The sequence below is a fragment of the Seinonella peptonophila genome (assembly GCF_900129355.1).
Classification (GTDB): Bacteria; Bacillota; Bacilli; order Thermoactinomycetales; family Thermoactinomycetaceae; genus Seinonella; species Seinonella peptonophila.
In genome coordinates this window covers 314994-338942 of record NZ_FQVL01000002.1, presented here as the reverse complement: position 1 = coordinate 338942, position 23949 = coordinate 314994, and the positions used below count along the sequence as shown (strand labels likewise).

Annotated in this window: 31 protein-coding genes and 1 riboswitch; of the genes, 26 read left to right on the top strand and 5 right to left on the bottom strand. The window is 37.8% G+C overall.

Annotated elements, in window-relative coordinates:
- Nucleotides 1-62: 62 nt before the first annotated feature.
- The 4 genes from BUB71_RS06080 to BUB71_RS06065 form a co-directional block, all read right to left on the bottom strand.
- Entirely contained in the window at nucleotides 63-575 is a 513-nt protein-coding gene (locus BUB71_RS06080; protein ID WP_073153889.1) for a hypothetical protein, read from the bottom strand.
- 53 nt (nucleotides 576-628) lie between these two features.
- Nucleotides 629-2356, bottom strand: a complete 1728-nt coding sequence (gene pabB, locus BUB71_RS06075) for an aminodeoxychorismate synthase component I (protein WP_245815535.1) — start codon at nucleotides 2354-2356, stop codon at nucleotides 629-631.
- A gap of 149 nt (nucleotides 2357-2505) precedes the next feature.
- Entirely contained in the window at nucleotides 2506-3024 is a 519-nt protein-coding gene (locus BUB71_RS06070; protein ID WP_073153881.1) for a hypothetical protein, read from the bottom strand.
- 74 nt (nucleotides 3025-3098) lie between these two features.
- The gene (locus BUB71_RS06065; RefSeq protein WP_073153878.1) at nucleotides 3099-4478 is read right to left on the bottom strand and encodes a phosphatidylglycerophosphatase A; all 1380 of its coding nucleotides are present in this window, start codon (nucleotides 4476-4478) and stop codon (nucleotides 3099-3101) included.
- Nucleotides 4479-4661: 183 nt separating this feature from the next.
- A riboswitch (SAM riboswitch) is annotated at nucleotides 4662-4773 on the top strand.
- Nucleotides 4774-4861: 88 nt separating this feature from the next.
- Between BUB71_RS06065 and BUB71_RS06060 the strand changes: the two genes are divergently transcribed.
- Together BUB71_RS06060 and BUB71_RS06055 are read left to right on the top strand one after the other, a co-directional pair.
- Entirely contained in the window at nucleotides 4862-5995 is a 1134-nt protein-coding gene (locus tag BUB71_RS06060; RefSeq protein WP_073153875.1) for an aminotransferase class I/II-fold pyridoxal phosphate-dependent enzyme, read from the top strand.
- A gap of 14 nt (nucleotides 5996-6009) precedes the next feature.
- The gene (locus tag BUB71_RS06055; RefSeq protein ID WP_073153872.1) at nucleotides 6010-7170 is read left to right on the top strand and encodes an aminotransferase class I/II-fold pyridoxal phosphate-dependent enzyme; all 1161 of its coding nucleotides are present in this window, start codon (nucleotides 6010-6012) and stop codon (nucleotides 7168-7170) included.
- Nucleotides 7171-7206: 36 nt separating this feature from the next.
- Here the strand turns inward: BUB71_RS06055 and BUB71_RS06050 are convergent, their stop codons facing one another.
- Nucleotides 7207-7959, bottom strand: coding sequence for an NlpC/P60 family protein (locus BUB71_RS06050; protein WP_073153869.1), 753 nt, complete (start codon nucleotides 7957-7959; stop codon nucleotides 7207-7209).
- Between the two features lie 160 nt (nucleotides 7960-8119).
- Between BUB71_RS06050 and dcd the strand changes: the two genes are divergently transcribed.
- From dcd to BUB71_RS20295, 24 genes are all read left to right on the top strand, one after another.
- Complete coding sequence (dcd, locus tag BUB71_RS06045) at nucleotides 8120-8677, top strand: dCTP deaminase (protein ID WP_073153865.1); 558 nt, start codon at nucleotides 8120-8122, stop codon at nucleotides 8675-8677.
- A gap of 61 nt (nucleotides 8678-8738) precedes the next feature.
- On the top strand, nucleotides 8739-11048 hold the full coding sequence (locus BUB71_RS06040; RefSeq protein WP_073153862.1) for a DNA internalization-related competence protein ComEC/Rec2: 2310 nt from the start codon (nucleotides 8739-8741) through the stop codon (nucleotides 11046-11048).
- Nucleotides 11049-11440: 392 nt separating this feature from the next.
- The gene (locus BUB71_RS19470) at nucleotides 11441-11617 is read left to right on the top strand and encodes a hypothetical protein (RefSeq protein ID WP_175552300.1); all 177 of its coding nucleotides are present in this window, start codon (nucleotides 11441-11443) and stop codon (nucleotides 11615-11617) included.
- A 69-nt stretch (nucleotides 11618-11686) separates the two neighbouring features.
- The gene (locus tag BUB71_RS06035; protein WP_073153858.1) at nucleotides 11687-13231 is read left to right on the top strand and encodes a recombinase family protein; all 1545 of its coding nucleotides are present in this window, start codon (nucleotides 11687-11689) and stop codon (nucleotides 13229-13231) included.
- Between the two features lie 111 nt (nucleotides 13232-13342).
- Nucleotides 13343-14140, top strand: coding sequence for a hypothetical protein (locus tag BUB71_RS06030; protein WP_073153855.1), 798 nt, complete (start codon nucleotides 13343-13345; stop codon nucleotides 14138-14140).
- Between the two features lie 11 nt (nucleotides 14141-14151).
- Nucleotides 14152-14349 (top strand): hypothetical protein, encoded by a 198-nt coding sequence (locus tag BUB71_RS06025; protein ID WP_073153851.1) that lies wholly within the window; start codon nucleotides 14152-14154, stop codon nucleotides 14347-14349.
- A gap of 121 nt (nucleotides 14350-14470) precedes the next feature.
- On the top strand, nucleotides 14471-15172 hold the full coding sequence (locus BUB71_RS06020) for a BRO-N domain-containing protein (protein ID WP_175552299.1): 702 nt from the start codon (nucleotides 14471-14473) through the stop codon (nucleotides 15170-15172).
- A 55-nt stretch (nucleotides 15173-15227) separates the two neighbouring features.
- A complete protein-coding gene (locus tag BUB71_RS19465) occupies nucleotides 15228-15374 on the top strand; it encodes a hypothetical protein (RefSeq protein WP_175552298.1) in 147 nt (48 codons plus the stop codon).
- A 66-nt stretch (nucleotides 15375-15440) separates the two neighbouring features.
- Nucleotides 15441-16220, top strand: a complete 780-nt coding sequence (locus tag BUB71_RS06015) for a helix-turn-helix domain-containing protein (protein ID WP_073153848.1) — start codon at nucleotides 15441-15443, stop codon at nucleotides 16218-16220.
- A gap of 2 nt (nucleotides 16221-16222) precedes the next feature.
- Nucleotides 16223-16390: a hypothetical protein gene (locus BUB71_RS19460; protein ID WP_175552297.1), complete on the top strand. Its 168-nt coding sequence runs from the start codon at nucleotides 16223-16225 to the stop codon at nucleotides 16388-16390.
- Between the two features lie 10 nt (nucleotides 16391-16400).
- Complete coding sequence (locus tag BUB71_RS06010) at nucleotides 16401-18194, top strand: DNA polymerase (protein ID WP_245815534.1); 1794 nt, start codon at nucleotides 16401-16403, stop codon at nucleotides 18192-18194.
- A complete protein-coding gene (locus BUB71_RS06005) occupies nucleotides 18194-18745 on the top strand; it encodes an HNH endonuclease (protein WP_073153845.1) in 552 nt (183 codons plus the stop codon). The genes BUB71_RS06010 and BUB71_RS06005 overlap by 1 nt, the downstream gene beginning before the upstream one ends.
- Nucleotides 18742-19845, top strand: a complete 1104-nt coding sequence (locus BUB71_RS06000; protein WP_073153841.1) for a DNA polymerase — start codon at nucleotides 18742-18744, stop codon at nucleotides 19843-19845. Before BUB71_RS06005 ends, BUB71_RS06000 begins: the two co-directional genes overlap by 4 nt.
- 4 nt (nucleotides 19846-19849) lie before the next feature.
- Nucleotides 19850-20071 carry a hypothetical protein gene (locus tag BUB71_RS05995; protein WP_073153837.1) on the top strand — a complete coding sequence of 74 codons (222 nt, stop codon included), beginning with the start codon at nucleotides 19850-19852 and terminating at the stop codon, nucleotides 20069-20071.
- Between the two features lie 12 nt (nucleotides 20072-20083).
- Nucleotides 20084-21151 (top strand): hypothetical protein, encoded by a 1068-nt coding sequence (locus BUB71_RS05990; protein ID WP_073153834.1) that lies wholly within the window; start codon nucleotides 20084-20086, stop codon nucleotides 21149-21151.
- Complete coding sequence (locus tag BUB71_RS20185; protein WP_281248179.1) at nucleotides 21152-21277, top strand: hypothetical protein; 126 nt, start codon at nucleotides 21152-21154, stop codon at nucleotides 21275-21277.
- 9 nt (nucleotides 21278-21286) lie between these two features.
- Entirely contained in the window at nucleotides 21287-21514 is a 228-nt protein-coding gene (locus BUB71_RS05985; protein ID WP_139278995.1) for a hypothetical protein, read from the top strand.
- 10 nt (nucleotides 21515-21524) lie between these two features.
- Nucleotides 21525-21980, top strand: a complete 456-nt coding sequence (locus BUB71_RS05980) for a crossover junction endodeoxyribonuclease RuvC (protein WP_073153828.1) — start codon at nucleotides 21525-21527, stop codon at nucleotides 21978-21980.
- Entirely contained in the window at nucleotides 21980-22225 is a 246-nt protein-coding gene (locus BUB71_RS05975; protein WP_073153824.1) for a hypothetical protein, read from the top strand. The genes BUB71_RS05980 and BUB71_RS05975 overlap by 1 nt, the downstream gene beginning before the upstream one ends.
- Nucleotides 22188-22409, top strand: coding sequence for a hypothetical protein (locus BUB71_RS05970; RefSeq protein ID WP_073153821.1), 222 nt, complete (start codon nucleotides 22188-22190; stop codon nucleotides 22407-22409). Before BUB71_RS05975 ends, BUB71_RS05970 begins: the two co-directional genes overlap by 38 nt.
- A gap of 294 nt (nucleotides 22410-22703) precedes the next feature.
- Nucleotides 22704-22874 (top strand): Acb2/Tad1 domain-containing protein, encoded by a 171-nt coding sequence (locus tag BUB71_RS19455; RefSeq protein WP_175552296.1) that lies wholly within the window; start codon nucleotides 22704-22706, stop codon nucleotides 22872-22874.
- Between the two features lie 5 nt (nucleotides 22875-22879).
- Nucleotides 22880-23173, top strand: coding sequence for a hypothetical protein (locus tag BUB71_RS05965; RefSeq protein ID WP_073153818.1), 294 nt, complete (start codon nucleotides 22880-22882; stop codon nucleotides 23171-23173).
- Complete coding sequence (locus tag BUB71_RS05960; RefSeq protein ID WP_073153815.1) at nucleotides 23170-23418, top strand: hypothetical protein; 249 nt, start codon at nucleotides 23170-23172, stop codon at nucleotides 23416-23418. Before BUB71_RS05965 ends, BUB71_RS05960 begins: the two co-directional genes overlap by 4 nt.
- On the top strand, nucleotides 23418-23942 hold the full coding sequence (locus BUB71_RS20295) for a BC1881 family protein (RefSeq protein WP_073153812.1): 525 nt from the start codon (nucleotides 23418-23420) through the stop codon (nucleotides 23940-23942). The genes BUB71_RS05960 and BUB71_RS20295 overlap by 1 nt, the downstream gene beginning before the upstream one ends.
- Nucleotides 23943-23949: the final 7 nt, after the last annotated feature.

Below are 23949 nucleotides of genomic sequence, written 5' to 3'. Positions count from 1 at the left end.
TCTCAACTTAGGGTTTTTCGTCAGTCTAAGAGCCTCTCGTTAATTCTCGAGGCTCTTATCCATTAATGTGACTCAATGATAACTTCTTTTGCGATGCATTGTGTTGGGTAAATCATGGTGATATTGGGACCTTTGCACCAGACGGATACTTTTTGTCCAGATTGAAGATCTGACGATGTTAAAGGAGCAAAAGTTTCTTTTAGATTTGCATCACGAATGATCGACTGATCTGTCACAGTAATATTACCTGTTACTTCATCACCAGATTGAATCTGAATCAAAGCTGATTTAGATGTTTGCTGATCAATGGAGCCTATTTCTCCTTTTACATTGGCTGGTGCTGGATTTTGAGGTGCTGAATTTGGACTTTTACCTGGTAGCTCTATGACAAATGGAGGTTGCTTAAAAATTGGGCTTTCTTTAAAAGGAAAAGGTAATGTGTGATGGTATTCGATATTTTTGTTTGGAGAGTCGTTATTATCTGCTTTAACGATAGCACCCCATGGGATAGTAAGACAAATAATAAGTGAAAAGAATGAAACGAATATGGAATAAGTGACTTGGCGAATGATCATCCCATCCTCTCAATTCTGATTTTTATATTATTTATAATAAAATATAAAACTATTTATGTTAATAGTAAATTTACTTTCACCCACCCACGAACACTATTGATCATCCATATATGGTCTGCTTTGGCTAAATCTTCTTTATAGATGATGCGTTCGAAGATTTCTCCTTGTTCAAGAAGTGCTTGTCGATATGTTCCAGGCAATAATCCTGAGGACACAGGTGGTGTGTATTTCCTTCCATTATGCTCAATGACAAGATTACCAATTGTAAATTCTGTGCATTCTCCATCTTGATTCCATAGTAATAAATCAAAGATTCCAGCCGGTTTCTGTTGTTGATCATAAACTTGACGGAATGTTGTTTTATGATAGAGAAATCGATTCGAGCGATTGATTGGGGATTTTGCTAGCATTACATGACATGGTTGAGGAAGAGTCGAGAGCTGATCCGCTTCAATAAGTATCCTACCTTCAGATGAAAGTAAGAGTCGAACTTTCCATGAGCCCTTCTGTCTAGTAGCTGCAAAGGAAAGAAGTTTATGCTCGATTTCTTCCATTGAATATGGAAATTGAAAATAGTCTGCTGATGTGGCGAATCGTTTCAAATGATAAGGAAGCAGTGCATATGTACCTTCTTCTAGCAGTATTGACTCCAACAAGGAGAAGTCTGGTCGTTCTTCTGTTAGATAAGCGGCTTTATGAAAAACTTCGTTATATTCGCCTGTTACAGTAGAGTCCCAAGTAATACCACCCCCAACTCCGTAAAAAGCCTTTTGTTGCTCATTATCAATCCACACAGTACGAATGGGTACGTTAAATATTCCTTCTCCAGAAGGAGTTAGGTAACCAATTGTGCCACAATAGACTTCTCGAGAGCTTGTTTCTAGTTGATCAATAATCTCCATTGTTTTTATTTTAGGGGCTCCAGTAACAGAGCCACAAGGGAAGAGGGCATGTAGCAGATCAGACCACTTTGTTGCTTCTTTTCGTTGGGCTGTTACAGTCGAGGTTAATGTCCAAATGGTAGGATATTGTTCAAGTTGAAGAGATTGTTTTACTTTTACTGTTCCTGGTTTTGCGATTCGGCTTAAATCATTGCGCAGAAGGTCTACAATCATCCAATTTTCTGCTTGTTCTTTTTCGGAATGGAGCAATTGACTTTTTAATTTTTCATCTTCTGCGGCAGTGAGTCCGCGTTGAATCGTTCCTTTCATCGGACGCGTCTTTACATGTTGCGCATCAAAAGAAAAAAAGAGTTCAGGTGATGCAGAAAGAATACGATATCTGCCTATGTTTAAATATGCGCTGTATTGTGATTGTTGTGCGCGAGATAGTCGTTGGTAATACGAAATATCGTCACCTTGAAAAGAAGCTGAAAGTCTTAATGTGTAATTAACTTGATAACTCTCACCTGCAGCAATATGTGATTTGATCGTTGAGATAGCGGCTTGATAATTTGCTTGGCTGGTTTCGGTTTCCCATGTTGATATAGAGTAATTCTCTTCTGTGGATTGAATGGATTGCTTGAGCGGAGCTGAAAAAATGCCAAACCAGAGCAGTGGAAGTTGCGACTCTTTTTTTACACAAAAAGCGGGATCAAAAGCAGGAGACGCTTCATAACTGATAAAACCGGCAGCATACCACCCTGATTTGACTCGTTGTTCAATTTGGTGAATAGCAGGTAATACTTCATCAATTTGCTGAGCAACGATGACTTCAGTTGGATTTTCAAAGATGAGTGGATTTTGTTCAAATTCAAAGTACAATGTAGGCGGTGTTTGCATAGCTGACATCCTTTTCATGATGATTTCATACTCTCAAGTTTTTCGAAACGACCACCCTTTAAGTCGTCTGCTTCTCATTTAACTCTGTTTCACTCAATGGTAGCGTTAACTTACATGGAGGGGAAGTAAATCGACTCATCATGAATAGATTAGTCTTCGATGACCACTTCTTTTGCTTCACATTGAGTTGGGAATATTTTTAAAAAAGGGCCGTTACACCATATGGATACAGCCTGGTTTTTACGCAGATCGTCGACAGTCACAGGGACAAGTGTTTTTCGATGAGCATAGCGAATATTGGTCTTTTGGTCAATGATAGTGATCTTACCAATAATCTCTTGATCTTTGCGAATCTGTAAAAGTGTTTTCCCTTGCTTCATTTTTTTGATATTGTCGATCAGACCCACTACACTCGCCTGCTCAGTTGGCGGTTGCTCTTTATTTGGAGTAGGTTTTGGCTTGTCCTGATCAGTGGATGGTTGTTTGGGAGTTGTTTTGCTTTGTGGATCATCAGGCTTTTGCTCATCGGGTTGTTGAGTTGGTTTCTTTTGGTTTTGTTGTGCTTGTTGAGTAGTTGAAGTGGATTGCTTTTGGGCCTCTGGCGTTTGATTTTGGCAAGCTGTAATCAACATCAATAGACAGATAAACAAATAGCTAACATATTTCATCAATTTCTTCCTCACTTTCAAAAATAAATGAGGCTCCAGGTGATGTATGCACATGGAGCCAGGAATTTCCATTCTTATTTTTCAAGCGGTTTCATTCGACTACCTTTTGCTCTCGTCGTGATGATCTTGTCGATCATCTTTTTACCTTGATCAAGGGCATTAGAAATGATTGGTTGCCTATTTTTTGGTGGGGTTGATCGTAGTTGATCATATTTCGTTTTAATCGGTTGCAAAGGCTGCAAAATGTCTTTGCTCCAGCGTTCTGTATTTCTTTTAAAATCACTAGCAATCTTTCCATTTGTCCCAGCTACGATCATCAGGGCCATTTTGGACATGAATGGGCTTTTGTTTTCCGATGAAGGAATACAACTATTTAGTGTAGGGAATTGTTCTTGAACCTCTGGGCGTAATAACTTACCAAAATTGGTACGACCAACTACGCCATAAAACTCCGCAGCACCTTCTGCAATATTGATCGTAGGGGCAAATGTTGGGCTGTTTTTAATTTCATCCATCAGCTCTGGGAAAATGTAATATTGATTTGAATCACGTTCCGATGAAGGGCGTTGATCTAATTCAAGTTGCTTATTATAGAGACGATCAAGTTCAATAGCAGTCAAGATAGCAGCATGCACTTCTGTTTTGCTTGTGAGCACTTTTTGCTGTGCTTTTTTGACCATTCGAGGCATCACTGTAGGAATATACTTTTTTTGCATACCAAAGGATATTTTCGCTAATCCCTCTAGTTCTTTTTCAAAAGGTGCCAGTTCTTTTTTTACTGCTTCTCTTAGGACATCATTACGATAATTGGCTGGATTGTGCTTCTTAAAATCTTCATTTTCTGGTGGTTGTTCTATGCCATTTTTATAGATTAATGAATCATCAATGGGAAATTCTTCGACAGATCGTACACTTTTATCATCTAAGGTGTTTTCAAGATCTTTTTGGTATAGCTTGTACCCTTGCGCAATAAACATACCTAAAACATCATCTGCAAAGGTATGACAGTGTAGCTTATCTTTATCAGCTCGTTGCACGACTCCAGATTTGATTGTATCAAATAGAGCAAAATTTCTTTTTCCCCAGGTACTGAGTGACCATTCAACCAATGTTTCATCAACGGCAAATGTTCCTAAGTCAGAACGGATGACAGATAAGTAAGGTTCTGTTAACTTTCCTTGTTCGGCAAGTACATCAAGATTGATCCCCACTAAAGCAGATTGTAGAACGGCTCGATTTTCAAATGCCATGCTAATATATTTGATAGCTTGCTCACGATCGATAGCTTGCCCACGTTTGATGACTTGCTCACGATCGATCATTTGACCATTCGACGTTTGGTTTTGAATATCCTTTGCTATTGTTTCAAGTAACACATCTGCCATTTCCTCAATCGCAAAACCACGTTCACGCAATCGAATAATGGTTCTTTCTTTTAGCTCTCTTAGTTCCAATTTACACTCTCCTAGTTATTTGCTTAATTACAGCTGCTAGTGGGTCGATTCATTTTAGTTTAGTATGTTTCTATTATTGGCATTTTCTTTTATTATATGAGAAAGGGAACCTTGAGACAATTGATTGACAGCAATTAATAGCTTCGGTACAATCAAGTAAATGAATATGAATAGATGGATATTCTCTTATCCAGAGTGGTGGAGGGACTGGCCCGATGAAACCCGGCAACCTCGGTAATTAATTTACTGGATGGTGCCAAATCCTGCAGAGACTATGGTTTCTGAGAGATGAGAGAAGATGGTATACAGATAAAATCTGACCTCTTCTCTGCTGAGAAGGGGTTTTTTGGTGGAAAGAGAGTGATATTTGAGGAGGTTTTTGGATGCGAATAGAAACTCGTTTGACACAAGTGGGAACGCGAAAAGAGAGGCAGAATGGAGCGATCAATGTTCCGATTTACCTATCAACCGCTTATGAACATATTGATGGACAAAGTACTGGCTATGATTATACGAGAACAGGAAATCCGACCCGACATGTATTAGAGGAGACGTTAGCAGAGTTGGAGGGTGGAGATGGAGGGTTTGCTTGTAGTTCGGGTATGGCTGCCATCCAAACAGTGTTGAGTCTGTTTTCACAGGGAGATCATCTGATTGTTTCACTTGATTTGTATGGTGGAACATACAGATTATTTGAACAGGTGTTAAGTCGTTTAGGGCTTTCGTTTTCTTATATCGATTTACGTAAAATCGACGAAGTCGAGGCAGCGATTCAGCAGAACACAAAAGCAATCTTTGTAGAAACGCCGACCAATCCATTGATGCAAGTGACAGATATTCGGACGATTGCTCAACTTGCCATAGCTCATGATTTGCTCACCATTGTGGACAACACATTTTGCACACCTTATTTACAACGTCCGCTTGAATTGGGAGCGGATATTGTGGTTCATAGTGCAACCAAGTACTTAGGGGGTCATAATGACCTCTTGGCAGGTGCGATTATTAGCAAAGGAGTGGAATTAACAGAACAAATTGGGTTTCTTCATAACACGATTGGCGCAACGTTAGCACCTTTTGATGCATTTCTATTATTACGAGGTTTGAAAACATTAGCGATTCGTATGGATCAGCACCAAAGAAATGCGACCAAACTCGTTGGTTTTCTGCAACAGCATCGATGTATTGAGTCCATCTTTTATCCTTCATTGGATCAAGATGGACATGCCATTCATTCTTCTCAAGCAGATGGAGATGGAGGAATGCTTTCTTTCCGTTTACAAGATGTTGAGCAGGTACAACCTTTTTTAAGGCGATTGCAGTTGATCACCTACGCTGAAAGTTTAGGTGGAGTTGAAAGCTTTATTACGTATCCTGCTACGCAAACCCATGCCGATATTCCTGTGGAAATTCGTGAAGCTGTTGGTGTATGTGATCGACTGTTGCGCATGTCGGTTGGGATTGAACATGTCGATGATTTGATTGCTGACCTTGAACAAGCATTAGACAACAAATGAGGAGTGAGGCATCTATGCATTTTGAAACAAAAGTACTTCATACAGGTAATGAGATTGATCCCAATACGGGAGCAGCAAGTGTGCCAATCTATCAAGCGTCGACATTTCATCAATTTTCAATTGATCAACCAGGCCCCTATGATTATGCTCGGTCGGGGAATCCAACCAGACATGCATTAGAACAAGCAATCGCAACACTAGAGGAAGGAACACATGGCTTTGCATTTGCTTCAGGTATGGCCGCAATCTCCACTGTCTTATTTCTCTTTTCACAAGGAGATCATCTTCTTGTTTCGCAGGATGTCTACGGTGGAACATACCGTGTTTTATCGGAAGTATTACCACGTTTAGGAATTACTACGGATTTCGTAGATACAGCGGATGTGGAGAAAGTCAAAGCTGCCATTCAGCATCGAACACGTGGTTTATTGATCGAAACCCCTTCAAATCCACTGTTAAAAGTCTCCCCATTGCCTGAGCTGATCGATTTAGCGAAACAACATCAAATATTAACGATTGTTGATAATACTTTTCTTACACCCTATTTACAGCGTCCGTTATCGTTAGATGCTGATATTGTTGTACATAGTGCGACAAAGTTTATTGCTGGACATAGCGATGTAGTCGCAGGATTGGTTGTGACTGCGAATGAAGAACTTGGAGAACGAATCGGTTTTCTACAAAATGCGTTGGGTTCGATTTTAGGAGTACAAGATTGTTGGCTCGTGATGAGGGGATTAAAAACGTTACAAACACGCCTCAAAGTCTCTTCAGAAACAGCTGGTAAATTAGCAGAATGGCTTAGTCAACAGCGGGAAGTCAAGTCTGTATACTATACTGGATTATCTAGTCATCCTGGGCACCAGCAGCAGTTACGTCAAGCGGATGGGCATGGAGCCGTTCTCTCATTTGACTTGGGCAGTGGGAATCGTGTGCGAGAGCTTTTATCTCGTGTTCGTTTGCCAATCGTAGCTGTTAGTTTGGGTGCAGTAGAAAGCATTCTCTCATACCCTGCTCTAATGTCACATGCCGCTATGCCTGCTGAGGTTCGTGAGCAACATGGGATAACCGATGGATTATTGCGCCTTTCTGTTGGTTTAGAGCACTTTGAAGATTTACGTGATGATTTAAAGCAGGCGATGGAAGTCAGTAACACGATTCAAGTAGGTCAATAATGAGAGAACCCCACTCCTATACGAAGTGGGGTTTTCTCATTGTTTAATATAATAACGCTTTGCTCCATACCATTTCATGCTTTTTGTATAAGTGCTGAGCAAGTCACCATCGACCACGGTGTTACCTAGACTGGTATCAATCAAGTCGAAGGATTCTCCACCTTTTTTAAATTTCCCAACGTATATCTGAACATGAGTGATATGGGGATTGATATTACATGTATCACAATCGTAGGTATCGCGATAGAACACAACATCTCCAGGCTGTAAATCTTTCTTCGCAACTCTTTTTGCATATACTGCGCCGCGTTTTAGTTTTTTAAACTCCTTCTCGGTCAGAATCAGGTTGTTAAATTCGCTTTTGTTAGAGATTTCGCCTGACTCTTTGATCTTCTTAATTTCATCATCAGAAAGCACTAAACGGTTGTAATACATATTATCTGTCACGCCGCCTGGGTTGATATCCAGGTGTGTTTTAAACAGGTTGCGGATATAAGCAGAGCAGTCGAGACCCACTTGGTCACCAACCGATTTTTTGGCTTTGTTTATCATTTTCTCTAACTTGTCTTTGGGTAAATCATCGCTTTTGTCGGGTTTCTCTTTTTGCTGTTCCTTTTTATTTTGATCTTGATTTTGAGGAGGAGGTTGTGTTTCATCCAATACAATATAATCTGATGGACCTGTAATCGTTTGAATGACTGAACCAATTGGTTCGGCAGATGCATAAAAAGGGAAGATCAATGCAGTGGTGAAGAGTGCAGTCAGAAATGTGTAAAAAATTCGTTTCAAACCCGCCACTCCTTCCTGTTTAAAATAATATAACTTTAACCAGATTATAATTATATTAAAGCATGGAAATCAATCAAAAAAACAGAATCAACTTTCCCATTCAAGTTCGGCATATTTTTGCTAAAATAGCAGAGATCGACTTTTAATAGGGAGTGGCAAAATGACGATTAAAGCAGATCGATGGATTCGTAAAATGGCTTTAGAACAGAAGATGATCGAACCATTTGTTGAAGATAATATTGGGAAAGGTGAAAGCGTAAGTTTTGGATTAAGTAGTTTTGGTTATGATTTACGAGTTTCAGATGAGTATAAGATTTTCCATAACGCCTTAAATCCAGTGATCGATCCCAAGCAGATTGACTCTAATTCTTTTATCGATTTTAAAGGTGATGTATGTATTATTCCCCCTAACTCTTTTGCTTTGGCACGTTCAGTTGAATACTTTCGAATCCCTGAGAACGTCTTAGCGATCTGTGTAGGAAAATCTACATACGCTCGTTGTGGAATCATTACCAATGTGACACCATTTGAACCTGGTTGGGAAGGTCATGTGACATTGGAAATATCAAACACAACGCCATTGCCCGCGAAGATATATTCAAATGAAGGTTTATGTCAAGTTCTCTTTTTAGAGAGTGACGAAGCGTGTGAAGTTTCCTACCGAGATAGAAAAGGAAAATACCAACAGCAAACAGGTATTACTTTGCCTACGGTATAGCAGTCGTTTTGAATTGATTGATAAAAAAGGGATTTTTAGGAAATAAATCGAAGTAAGTAATATGTTATCGTATTTTGGAATTCAGTTTCGCCCGATGTTGGTAGTTGCATGTGCTGTAACACTGGGAATGGTTATAGCAGATCGAGAATGGGGGAATCGAACCTTTTTTTGGATGATAGCCCTCTTTTCAGCGTTAATTGGCATCACACTTTATATTTGGTTTTATCGAGGGATTGTGCCTACTCTTTTTTGCTGCTTTTTTGGTTTAGCGGGCTTTTATTATACGATTACACAGGAAGCTAATTACTCTCAATTTGCAGCTGATTGGGAAGATAAGCAATTGATGGTCTCGGGGTCGATTACTTCTGGTACACGATATGATCAAGGGAAAGTTCAACTCATTTTATCTGTAGATCGCGTGCTATATAAAGATCAATGGCGAGCGATTTTGCCTGAACGAATGTTATGGAGTATCTATTTTCAAACGGAAAAAGAACAGGAACTAGCGAATCAGCTAAAACGAAATCGGAAAGTTATCGCTTTCATCCGTTTTAACCGTCCACAAATTGCTAGTAATCCAGGCGGCTTTGACTATCAGCAGTATCTATATCGACAAAAGATTCACTGGGTGGCTACCAGTAGATCAATCGGTCAAATTCAATGGTTGTCCAAATCTAGCGGCTTCGATCTTTGGAACTGGATTGATGAACAACGAAAAAGGGTGAATCAACAGCTAGACCTGTTCTATCCCAAGTCATTGGCTGGCTTGATGAAAAGTATGATCACAGGAGAAAGAAATGAAGTCGATGATTCGTTGGAACAGCTTTATTCACAATTGGGGATTATCCATCTGATTTCCATTTCGGGCATGCATGTAACAGGATTAGTTGGCGTTTGCTTTTGGATGTTAAGAAGGCTACGGATCACCAGAGAAAAAGCCGCATCCATCTTAATGCTGATGCTGCCATTATATATGATTTTCGCTGGAGCTGAGCCGCCTGTTATCCGAGCTGGAATCATGGGTATATTGGGGTTGTTTGCCATTTGCATAGGTCGATGGCAAGATATTATTTCTTTTTTAGCAACAGCCTATGTACTTCAATTAGGCTGGAATCCTTATCAGCTTTGGGATGTTGGCTTTCAACTCTCTTTCTTTGTTACGGCTGCCCTGATCATCGTTGTTCCTAGTTTGGTAGAGCGTTTTGGTCCCATATGGAGTGGGTTTATTTCTGCTTGTGTAGCGGAAGCTGTCTCATTTCCGATCATTATTTATCACTATTACCAAAGCTCCATCTTTTCCTGCATCAGCAATCTTCTACTTACCCCGATTTTAACTCTTTTACTCTATCCGATTGCTTGTATCAGTTTATTGATCAGTTTGATATGGCAGGCAGGAGGTAAATGGCTTGCAGATTGGAATCGCATTCTCATTGAACAAATACATCAGCTCATGTTATTTGTTCGCCCCTTATTTACTTGGCATGCAAGTTGGGAGCCGCCCTCGTTGGGCTGGTGTCTCTTTTATTACTTCCTTTTGCTAGTCACTTGGTGGGTACTGTCTAGTCAGCATATTCGTTTTCATTGGCAGCATCGGATTAGTTTGCTTTGTTTGATCGGAATTGTATTGATTATCTTCCAACAGCCTTCTAGCTGGTTTCTCCATGAGACAAGGGTTACATTTATTGATGTGGGTCAAGGAGATGCTACACTGATTGAGACAAATGAAGGACGAGTGATCCTAATAGATGGTGGTGGTCTTCCTTCATTTACGAAACAGGGTCAAACGTTTGATGTGGGGATGCGAGTTGTTGTACCTTTTTTACGATACCGTGGAATTCAGCGAATTGATGATCTGATTGTTACTCATGGAGATTTTGATCATTATGGTGGGCTATTAGCTGTAACAAAGCAATTACCGATTGGACGGGTGATTCGAAATGGATTTCCAGCGCAAACAAAGGAAGAGAGACGACTTATTCATTTATGGAGGGAGATGAAAATTCCAATCGTTCAGGCGCATGATGGGATTAGCGGAGTGATTGAACAGGGAATTGAATGGTCGTTCTGGAATCCGCATCATTCGTATCGCCATCTAGAAGAAGAGACAAATCATCATTCGATTGTCACACTGTTTACCATTCATGGGTATAAACTTTTGATGACAGGAGATATAGATGAAGCTGCTGAAATGGAATTGATGAAGCACCGTGATCTAAAACAGATCGATATTTTAAAAGTAGCACATCATGGTAGTAAAACTTCATCTTCTGCTGACTATCCAAAATTGCACCATATTATTTTTTTGCAAAAAATGTATAAAGTGCATTATATAAAACGAAAACGCAATAGTCAAGGTATTTTTTGTATATAGATTATTATGCGTTTTCTGGTTTAAGCCTAATTTGTCTAGGGAATCAATTCAATTAAACACGGTAAGATATTAATAATACATAAATAATTTACTTCTCTTTAAGTTTACTCCCAAATATGCAATATATGATTGATATAGATAAATAAAATTTAGTAATCTTCTTATCCGTGGTGGTATTAAATATAAAAAGATAAATGATAAAAAGATATTTAATTAATTAGTATCTTCGATACTAATTAATTCGTTAACTAATCGCAGATTAGTTAACGATATATCTTATTTTTATTTATTATGTTTTTTGTCCCTCTATATACTATAAGGACACCTAAACTATAAATTAGGACAAAAAATGAAAATAATTTATCTTTTTTTTTTCACACAAGGGAGGACCTATGACAAATAAAAGTAAACGGAAAAATCAAAAGCCTCTTTTTACGTGTAGTCGGGTCTCAGGTGATCAAGATATACATACTATTATCGCGGGTCTTGTGTACGAGGAAATCAACCAAAATGGAAAAAAAGTGACTGTGAGAAAAGCAAAAGAAAAAGAGTTGACTGAAAACAATTGACTCTTTTTAGGTTTACTAATATATAAATGATTTACATAGTTTATCAATTATATTGGATGGTGTGATAAGTTGAACAGAGAAAAAGAAATTTGTGCAATTTACGTCAGAGTCTCAACTGACGAACAAGAGAGTAGTTTTAACAATCAAGTTAGCATCTTAAAAGAATATATACAACAAATGGGGTTAGGTGTAGTCTCAGAAGCTCATATTTACCGAGATTTCGGCATTTCAGGATATTTGGGGTCTATTTATGATAGACCTCAAGTGAAACGTCTTAGACATGCTGTATCACAAGGATTAATTAAAGCTGTTGTGTTTAAAGGTATCTCTCGTTTTGCACGAGATACTCAAGATGCTCTAGACCTATTATCTCGTTTTAAGAGTCAAGGACTGCGGGTTCTGAGCTATGAGGAGTCTTATGACTCTAATAAACCTGATTCTGATTTTATGTTTACGGTTCAAGCAGCCCTAGCTGAGCAGGAATCGGTCAAAACGTCGCTTAAGGTTCGGATGGGCAAGAAGCAAAGAGCAAAGGACGGTAAGTGGAACGGTCCCCCACCTTATGGTTATTTGGTTGAGAAGAGCACAGGAAAATTAGTCCCTCATCCAGAAGAATCAATTGTGGTAAAAAAAATATTTGAGCTATGCACAAAACATAACTATGGAGCCCTTAGAATATCTAGACATTTGAGTAGCCAAGGTATCCTATATAGAAATAGTAATAACTGGTCAAGTAAAAATGTCTTGGGTATGCTAAAAAATGAGGTTTATTTGGGTCGGATTCTTTATAATAAAACCAGTATTACTACTTACCGAGATTACAGTAATAGTGAGAATGGACAAAAGAAATCTAAGAGAGTTAAAAATGATAAAAAATCTTGGACTATAATTGATGATTGTCATCCTGCTATTATTGACAAAGAAACCTTTGAGGAGGCTAGAAGACTATTGGCGCAGAGAAAAGATGCGATACCATATATTAAACCACGTTATGCAAAACATTTACTATCCAGTATTATTAAATGTCCCAACTGTGGGTCATCCTATATTGTTCTAAAGAGAAAGGAACGGAAAACAAATAGGGTTTATGTATGTAGTCTAAAACATAAGCAGGGGGCTTCTTATTGCGATTCTGCTCGGATTCCTGCTGATGAACTGGAAAATTATGTACTTGATGTGGTGAGAAAAGATTTAAAATCAATCGTATCACGGGAGGCATTATCCAAACTTATTGTAGGTGTTGACACACCAACGGGAGAGCTTGAGGCTAAACTGGAGATTATTACGATGAAACTACAAAAGTTAAATGAGGATATGTACGATCTATTTCAAAATCGTGACCAATTGACCCCCAATCAATATGAATTCATGCAAAGTAAAATTAAGGAGGATACGGAAAGGTTAGAAAAGGAACATGCTCAGGTGGGGGGAGAACTGGATAACATAGGCAATACGGATTATTTGGTGGATTCCGTTTGGGGCAAGATAGAAGAGTTTATCAGCCTAAAAGTTACGGATACCATGAGACTAAGGAGCATCCTAGAAACTTTGATCGAGAAAATCCATGTCTTACCCGGAAATCACGTTAAAATCTACTACAAATTTAAGATATAAATTTTTTTTCGAAAACTCCCTGTTTTTTGTCCTAATTTCGGGTTTAGGTGTCCTTATAGTATATAGAGGGACTTTTTTATACTCACCGAATGAACTAGAAAGGATGATTAAATGAGTAGTACAGACTATTTTACTAAGAGCGGAGCAGAGGTTTTAGTAGATGAGCCGGAACAATCGAATACAAACACAGATGATATTAAGAAATATAAAAGAAACTTAAAATCAGGAGAATCTGTTTTAGTACGAATCCCGTCACTGACCGATTTTGTAGAGTATAAATCGCATGGCGGGTATTTTTTGTCTAAAAACCACCAGATTTACAACTCAGCTTGTTTAGCGCATATCAATGGTGATGATCCATTTGATAAGGCTGTGAAAGAGCTTTATAAAGATTTAAACCAACTAGAAGATGTTAAGGAAAAACACAATTACAAACCTGAAGGTCATGATCAGTTAAGTAAATTAATCTATGACTTGAAAGCTAAGCCTAAAATATTGTTTGGCTTTTTTACTTTGGAATCAGGTGATGAAATCGTTATTGAATTCACCCGAAAACAAGGGAAAGCATTAGCTTCACAAATCCAAGAGTACGGAGAATCTGTTTATACAGTTCCTTTTAAGCTATCAAAGATGGGTGAAAAAACAGAAACAACTGTTATGCTAACACCTGTAATGAACATTACTTCCTTAAATGAAACTCAGAAATCTCATTTCGAAGCAACAGCAGGTCAAGTATTCAATCAAGAACTATTCTCCAAAGTCCTTTACACAAAATCAGATGAACAAATGATCCAAGACCTTACTAAAATCGGATTTGATGTTACCCGAATCGGTTTTGAAGTTCCTGAAGTTGATCCAATAAAGACAGATGAAGAAGTGAAAGAAGCAGCAAATGATTTGCCTTTTTAAGGAGTGGTTGAATGGAAGTATCAAGAGATTACGCTTATGAGCGAAAATTACAGGAACCTAGGTTAATTCAACCGGGTTCTTTTGTTTTTTCTTTTAAGGATTTAGGGGAATTTGTCTTATTGGTAAAAAAAGAGTGTGAACAAGAAATTCGTGAAGAACTCAATAACGCTTTTGTTGACGGTTTAATTAAGGCACTTTCTCCAGATTAATAATTTAGTTTGCAAAGGTGGATTAGAAGCTCATTTGTTGGGCTTCTTTTTTTCATACCTATCAATTTGGCAGTTCAGGCACAAAGAGGTTTTGTGCCTTCAGTTTTCAAGGAGGTAAGCAATGTTTACCTCCTTTTTTGTTTGCTTAAAAATCATCTTGGAGGTTATTCAATTGATCAAGATCGAAAAGTGGTTAGATCATGAAATTCGGTTTGTTTTAGGTGAAGATGGTGAATGGTGGGCGGTTGCTAAAGATGTGGCTGGAGCATTGGGTTATCGTGATTCGAACGATATGACAAAACGAATGGATCAACAGGAAATAGACTCTTTCAATTGGAAGAAAAAGCAACCCGAAGATTACGCGGGTTGCTTTCAAGACTTTAAATATAAACCTAAAGTACCTATCATTTCGGAATTTGGTATTTATGAGGCAATACTTAATTCAAGACGCAAGGAAGCAATCGAATTTAAAAAGTGGGTTAAACATCTTTTAAAAACCCTACGGAAACAATCAGGGCTTGAAGGGTTTGCAGTCTTTCGAATGATGGACAAGGAACATCAGAAAAAGGCAATGGAGCAAATCAGCCAAATTAGAGACGCAAAACCGAAACATTATATGAAAGCTAATTCAATCGCAAATAAAGTTGTTTCTGATAATTACGGGTTTGAAAAGATGGTTAAAAAAGATGAAATGACTCCAGAAATGTTGCGTGATCGACAACCAGTTTTAGATGACACTGTTGATCTAATGAAAGTAAAAGAGAATTTAGGATTGGATGTATCTGTAAAAGAAGCAGTTAGGAAAAAATGGATCAAATCATAGATCAAAGGGTACCGATTTGGGTACTCTTTTTCAATTTAAGGAAAGGAGAAAACAAATGTTATCCCTTGAAAAACACAAACCCAAAAAGCGTAAACGTTTGGTAATCATTGATATCAAGGACTGGAATGGAGAAGACGCTGATTATATCAAAGTCGGGGACGAATTAAAGACTTTTGATCAGATGTTAATTGAATTGAGTTAATAAGCAAGACCTCCTATTGGGGGTCTTTTTCATGTCAACAAAATAGATACACGGGAGAGAAGCACCATGAGTAACCTGAATTCCGAATACGTAACCTTGTCTAAAAAGTACAGTCAATTTAAGGATATCGATTCTTTAAACTCATCAATCCGCCAACACTTGTATAACAAGAAGCACAACCTCACTAAATCAGCAATAACTATCTACAAAGTCCTTGCTCGTTTCGCTGCTAAATACGTTGGTTGTGCCTTTCTGAAGATTAATTCAATAGCTGAGATAGCAGAACTATCTAGAAGTACCGTTATTCGATCCTTGAAGCTATTAGAGGCATTAGGAATGGTTACAAAGCATCACATGATGAGGATTAAATCAGGTGGTCATGGTGCTAACCTCTATGTGTTCCAACCCTTTAAAAAAGTATCAGAAGAAGTAAAAGACACTCCGAATATGGAACTCCGTGAGAAAGCAGAAATCAAAGAAAAGACAAGCCCTGAAGCACAAAATTCGGAACCTGAAACAGAAATCTATCAAAGCAATGAAATCAATATAAATAAAAAACGTATTTGGAGCCCGTATGAAAGATTTAAATCGATTTGTTTTTCCTTTGTAGAGGACAAGAAATTACTCTATCAGTTATACGGTGTCTACTTAGGACAAATCAAGTATCTCAAAGATGCTTACCTTGAATCTGAATTAGTTGAAACTGGTCTTTATGCCTTACGTACTGCTTTTATGAAAACAAAGAAGATGAACATCAAGAATCTACCTGGATACTTTCATGGAGTGTTTAGCAAGTGTTTGGATCAACTCTATGAGGAAGCTATGACAGGAGAAGGAGGTTGGTAATTATGAATGAGGATCGAGTTGCTCTATTGTTAAAGTATTTAGAAATTGCTACTGAAATTGAGATTAAATCTGAGTTTGTTCAGGCAGATTTGCTAGTTGAAGGAATCTGTAATGAGTTGAACAAGCAGTTAGGTGTTGAAATGAGATTCGAGTCTAAAAGTGTCCATTAGGAGGGATTAAATGAATCTGAATCTCCAGTTAACCCTAAGCAATCCTACCCATATCGACACAAAGACGGCGAGAGAGCGTATAGAAGCCGTCTCAGAGGCTAAGAAACCTCTTATAGACCAATTAGATGAGATAGCCAATAAAAAGAGCCTAACCAAAAAGGAACAGGAGTTAATCCCCCTAGTTCGTGAGCAGTTTGAAAAAGGAGATTTACAGCGAGACAAAGACGGACCGTTAACCAAGGCTGAGGTTATGAGAATTGGAAAAAAGCTGAAGCATCAACAGAACCTTGAATTAAGGAAGCAACGGATTGATGAGTTGCTACGATCCAAACCTGATAACTTTTATGTCTTGACTGATGATAGCGAGCTGGCTCAATTTATTGATGATTTAGACGCGGAATGCATGTTACAACGGCAAGAATGGGCTGGACGATGGGATGAATTAGGGGTTACATCTCTAATTGCATGGGACACTGAAACAACAGGTACAGATTGGTTTTTAGATATGACAGTGGGTTACTCGTGTTGGTTACCATTGCAGGAGATAGGTTTCTATCTACCTTTTACTCATTTATCTGGAATCGATGAAATCAACGGAAATCAGATTCCGTATAAGTATCAAATGCAAGATGAATCAAAGCAATTAACCCGTTCTAAGTTCTTGACTGCTATTAAGCCTTATATGGAGAATCCCAATGAGGGAAAATCCTGGCACTTCGGAGCTACTCGTTTTGATTTGCATATGGGGTTAAACGATGGGATAGAAATTAAGGGTTGTGTCTTTGATAGCTTAAATGCTATGCACTTACTAAATGAGAACGAAGAATCATATGGATTAAAAAGATTGGTGCAGAAATATGGGAAGTATTTTGGAATTGATCATAAAATTTACACATTCGAGGATCTTTTTTCTAAATGCTCACCTGCACCATTCAATATAGAAATAGTAGGCATTTACGCTATTTTAGACGTTTTGTATGGTTGGAAATTAACCGAATGGCAGATAAAAATGATGATACAAACAGATAACCTATGGCAATGTAACACCTTGATTGATTCAAAACTACCAGAGACAGATGTATTTTTACAACGAACTGGATTCAATGTTGATTTAGAAGCACTTAACCAACTTAATATTGAATTTGAAAACCAGTTAAAAAATGCGGAAAAAGGACTATTCGACTTTTATAATATCAATGATAGTTTTGTTAGAAAAATGAGCGAAACCATCAACCAGAAAAAGATTAAAGATTGGCAAGCAAAACAAAAAGAACGTATAAACAAATGGAATGAACGTAAAAACAAAATTGAATCAAGTATAAAAGAGGTTGAAGTACAAGGTAAAACACACCTTAAAAAGTACTCAAATTTAACATCTCAGTTAAAGAAACATCTAGAAAAGAAACCAGTTTTAGCAACGGTTGAAAATTATCCTAATCATATATCTGGGTTTTCGCTTACTAACAGTAATCATAAAGCCTATTTGATTTATGACCACCTTGGAATCAAAGACATTACCCCAGAATTTGAAATTGGTAAATCTCGATCTACTTCTAAAGCGGTATTAGAGAAGTATTTTGAGAAGGAATCAGCACTTAAACCACTGTCAGAAGTTAGTAAGTACGAAAAACTAATAACCACTTACACACGATCAATACCTAACAATATTGATGTTGATGGTAGATTACATTCACTCTTTGACGCAACAGGAACTAAAACGGGCCGTTATGCAAGTAAATCGTATTCTGGTCGATCAATAGATGTTTACAAAGAGCTTAAAAACGAATATGGGGGTTATAATTAATGCCTTTCAATGATTATGAAGTTCGTGGGGAAACCACGGCTTTTTTTATTGTCCGTAGAAATGGTGATGTTCATGAGGTTTTGATTGATACCGAGGATTTACCTAGCTTGATTGAATTGGGGCGCAGATGGTGTTATAACCCGGTAGGTGGGGGTTATGCTCAAAATACCTATTACAGCGGAACGATCAACGGTAAAGAAAAATATAAAACAATTCAACTGCATAGGTTCATTTTAGATTTTCCTTTTGGAAAAGTAGTAGATCACATTAATAGGTGTACATTAGATAATCGTAAAACTAATTTGAGGGCATGCGCCCAAAAAGAAAATTTGCAGAATTACAGAGGAGCCTTTAAAAACAACAAATCAGGCATCAGAGGAGTAACATTAGATAAAGAAAAAGGTAAGTGGAGAGCATTAGTACAAGTTGATTGTAAAATGCATCATTTAGGCTATTTTCTAGATAAACAGGAAGCTGAAAAAGTAGTAACCAAATTCAGACGTGAACACATGCCTTATTCGCAAATGGACCAAGGGGAACAAGCAATATGATAGGTGAATTTATAACCGATTCTAACCGTTTTGCTATTGCTAGAAAGCTAGTATTAGACAATCGAAAAGTTAGCAAGGGCACCAATTTGCAAAACATCCCCTCACGCACGAAGGAAGGAACCGCAATTAGAAAATGTATGGTTCCTTCTCCTGGTTTTATGTTTCTTGGTGCTGATTTAAGTCAAGCGGAACCAAGAGTACAGGCCCATATCATGTATACCAAATATGGTGATAATTCTTTGCGTCAAATTTTTCTAGACGGAAAAGACTTATATACCACAATGGCTATGTTAGCCTTTGATTTACCAGAAAAATATTGCCGTGACAATGGTTGGTATGATCCAGTTTCTAAAACTGGTGGAGAAGACAAAAACCAAGCACCAGCAACCGCTTTTTTTCCTAGAAAGATGATGAAGCAGGGAGTATTAGCTATGAGTTACCAGCAGACACCTAAACGATTTGCGGAAACAATGAACGTAACTTTGGAAGTTGCTCAGTTGGTTTTTGATCGTTTTAATCAATCATTCCCGGCTTTCGATCAAATGGTTAAGGATACTATTGAATTTATGAAAAAGAACGGTTATGTTGAAACCTTATTTGGACGCAAGAGAAGATTTGCAGACTATCAAAAGGTTGTTAAACAAGCAGAACAAAACGAACCTAAATTGATGAAGTTGTACCGTGAAAGAAAGCGGATTAAAGATAAGAAACGATTAGAAGAAATAGAAGCTGAATTAACCCTTCTAAAGAAACCAAGGACAAGAAAAGCAGGGATGGAAAGAGAGTGTTTCAATGCAGTCATTCAGGGTTCCGCAACCAGTGACATTATCAAATTAAACGGTATTAAAATGGCTCAGATTTGTCGGGAAAGAGGCTGGAAGTTGGTTGCATCGATCCACGATGAAATTATTATTGAAGTTCCGAAAAAAGATGTGACCATTAAGAACATGGATTTGTTTTCGGAAGTCATGACGCAAACCGTCCCTGATTGGTTCACGGTTCCGTTAAAGTCTGATACAGTCGTGATGCCTCGTTGGGCAGAGGAATACGGAATGGATGAGTGGGATTTTGAGAATTGTAGACCGAAAAAGGAGAAATGATATAATGCCTAAAACAAAGTGGCATTGTGAAAAATGTGATGCAGAATTTGAAAGCAGAAGAGAAGCATGTAGTTGTGAGTACTCTCACAAAAGAATGACTAATTTTTGGTATGGGTATGCAAAGAAGGAAGAAATACCTGAAAAAATCGTCATAGAGTTTGCGGCAAATAGCCTATTAGATCGAAAACGGAAAGTCACATATATAAGAAAAATTGAGCTGTTTTAAAGGGGAGATAAAATGTTCACTAGCACAGCAAGCGAAATCATAGATCAGATGGAAACGGAAAGTACTACACGAAGAGGAGAACAGCTTACAACTGATTTCCTTTCTATGATCAACAATTTTCACTCACAAAAGCAACCTTATGACCTGGATTTAGAAGCCTACATTCATAAAATCAAATATGAAGCGATTCTAAACCCTCCGTCAAAAGGATTGAAAAAACGGGGGGTTCATTATTTTCATCCTTCTAGTGCATCATCTTGCTTGCGGGAACTTTACCACATGGCTAAAGGAGATAAGCGAGATGAAGATTCAATTCAACCACACCAAAAGCGTTGGCAGAAACTTGGAGGTATGTTTGGGGACTTGATTCAGCACGATTTGTTAGCGATCCATAAGCATTATCAGAAAATGACCGGTAATGATCCAGCTTTCAAACCAACCTATACCACAATGGAAACGAAATCAGGGGAAATGTTAAAGGTTCCTATGTGGGAAGAATTCGCCAAGACATACGGGATTTACTCAGGTGTTCCCATTGGAGGACAACCTGATGGAATAATTCAGTACAAAGATGGTTCCCGGATTGGACTAGAAATAAAGAGCAAGCAAACGTCATCAGCTAGGACTAGTCAATTTTCTATGCGTGGTCCTGATCCTGACCATGTCAAACAGGTGGTTGCTTATTCGATCCTATATGGAGTTGATGAGTTTTTACTGCTATATGGAAATCTATCTAAAAAGAGTTGGGAAATGAGCGCTGATGAGCAGCTTAAATACCCTGATTTGCGTTGCTTTTACTATCGAATCATGGATGAGGATCGAACGGACTTACTAGAACGGTTTGAATCAGTAATGGAGATGGTGAAGAACGAAACACCACCTAAATTAGATGTTTCAAAATGGACTTTTAACAATTACAAAAATGTAATCGCTCGATCAATAACACCTGATGAAATAGACGAATTAGAACAAGAGTATACAGGAATGGGACTCCACAACGACTCCAAAGTAAATAAACGTATCTTAGAAACTTATAAACTTATGTTTGATTACATTGATCAGATTAGGGGGTGGTTGTGAATGATTGAAATAAATATTCTGAGAGCCTCAATTTCGGCACTTGCAGATATCTTATTTGAATTGGAAAAAAGAGTAATTGAATTAGAGAAGAAAGCGAAAGAGGCTGAGGATTATGAACTTGAATGAGTGAGTGGGTTGAATAAATTATACTGTTTGGGTCGGTTAGATTGGGATTATGAGGAAGATAGTGAGTTTATTGTGATTGCTGAATCTGAAGAAGAAGCAAGGCAGATTGTATATAAATCAGAGTTTCAAACGGAGGGTAAATACTACTGGCATGAGTGGTTAGATTCGAAAAGATCAACATGTAAAGAGGTTCCATTTAAAAAAGGAATTGTGGTTCGACATTGGGAGAGGGGTTGATAACATCATAATGCTAGGCTTAGATTTATCTCTTTCATCTCCCGGCTATGCCGTGATTGAGGCTAAGAAAGGGGTTTATAAATTACTTGAAGTGGGTCACATTAAAGCCAAGCCCAAACATACTTTAACCCAGAAATTAAAACGAATTCAATATCATATATCACGGTTGATACTGGACTATGATATTGATGTAGTAGTTATTGAGTCTGGGTATGTACGTCATAATCAGGCTACAAAGGCGATCCAGAGGGTTGTAGGAGCTGTTTATAGTATCTTGGATTGTGAGGTTAAAGAATTGCCTCCTACGACTATTAAGAAACGGGTAGCTGGAACAGGAAAGGCAAGCAAAGAAGAAGTTCAGAAGGTTGTTAGTCAGATGTTAGGTAACTATCAATTTGAAAACGAAGATGAAAGTGATGCATGTGCTGTGTGTATCGCTTTTTTGATTGGGGAGGATGATAACTAATGGAAAAAGAACTAAAAGAGTTCATTGAGCTTGATATAGGTGATATCTATCAAATTGTGAATTCATATCTAGAGTTGAGATTCAATAAACAGGTAGCTTTTTCAAACATTGAAATTAAAGATATACAAGATGGGGAATCACGCCCAATAAAAATGTATGAGAATCTAATGTTTTTTGCCGTGCTTCGGGATAGATCGGGGGATGAAAATGAAGAAACAATCAAATATGGGTTCAAGCAAATATGAATTTAACCCTGAGCAGTTTGATATTGATGTAGCAAGGAACCACGAGCGATACCAACAGAAAAAATTAGAAATCAAAATCAAGTTATGGAGTATGTTGTTCCACGAACCTGATCGGGTGGATGAAACTTTTAATATAATCTGCGATGTATTAAGAGAGTTTAAAGAGGAACAGGACGCAAATTAAAGCGTCCTTTTTAGTTTCTAAATGGGGTGGTTGTTTGAGCAGATTGAAAGAGTGGATTGACGTTCTAATAAATATCTTCATGTTTTTAATGCTTATTTGGCTTAATTTATTACTTGTTTTTTTAATGATTGGAATAGTGGTGCTCGTTTGCAACCCCTAGGGGTTGCAAGTACCAAAAACGTCATGGACTTGATAAACAAGGCTTGTCTGTGGCGTTTTTGGTGTCTAAAAAGCACTAATGGAACTCATGTTGCTTGGTACGAAGTCTCTTAATTTTATAAGGAGTTGATATGTATGGATAAAATGCAAATATTGAAAGAGGAATCCGACAAACTGATGAAGGTAGTCATTGAACTCTTACCGAATAGCCGTGAAAAATCCCTAACCTTAACCAAACTTGAAGAGGCTGTCATGTGGGCCGCTGTTTGCATTAATAAAAATGAGAAAATTAGAGAAGGAGGTTAAAGTGAATGAGCAGTGAAAAAATCTTGGTAATGTTAGATGAACCCAGATATTTAAGTTATAATCTTTGGACTATTCTTACCCTAAACGTTAAAGGAATTCTAAAAGAGGAATCCAGTTATTATACAACTCAGGATATTAAAATGATTGTTTGGGAAGGATTAACGCCTTCAATGGATTTTGATGATTTGAGTGAAATTATCGACCAATTGACATTCGAAGAATTGGCGCAATTGACAGAAGCTGTTAGCCAAGCAATGTTATTACTATCTGAGAGATTAGAGAAAGGATTATACTCATGAAAAAGCAACGCGAGACAAACGAGAAATTAGAAGAATCCCCACTAACACCACTCTTTGAAGATATTGGGATTCTTATTGCTGGTAATCAAACTACTAAAGACGGAAAGACGCTCAGAGAGGTTAAGCCTGATAAGTATATGCCTAAAACACTGTTTGGTCACTTTGTAGATGGAGTGGTTTCAAGGGCGATCCATGACGCTAAGGTTAAGCATGGAATGGAGTATGAATCAGAGGAGGATAAATAATGCCCAGATTTAACGTGGAACAAAACGGAAAATGGATTGTATTTTCATCCATTGTAGACGATTTTGTTTCTGATGTAATGACGACTGATGAGTTTGTAAAGTGGTTAATGGTTGAGTATAGAGCGACAGAAGCAGAGGCAAAAGATGTAATAGAAAAAAGAGGCTTCAACATGCAGTCAATTCAAGATTGTCTTGAATATATTCATATTCATCACGGAATGGAGCGTGTTGAAGAGGTTGTTTTAGAGCTAGATAAACAGGAATGGACAGTGGATTTGAATACCATGAGTGATGACTTTAAAAGCGATAGGGACAGATATTTACGTAATAAATTTTTCGGAAATTTGATATGCAATACAACACCGCTGAAAGATTACTCAACAAAGGAAATATCTGAAGAGCTTGAAAAGAGAGAAGGAGTCAGTACCATTTTTATAGAGCCTCATAGCAATGCCATAATTACTACTTATCAAGAAGAAATTAACATTGAAGGCCCTGCAATTATTTTAATAAAACAAGATTAGGAGGAAT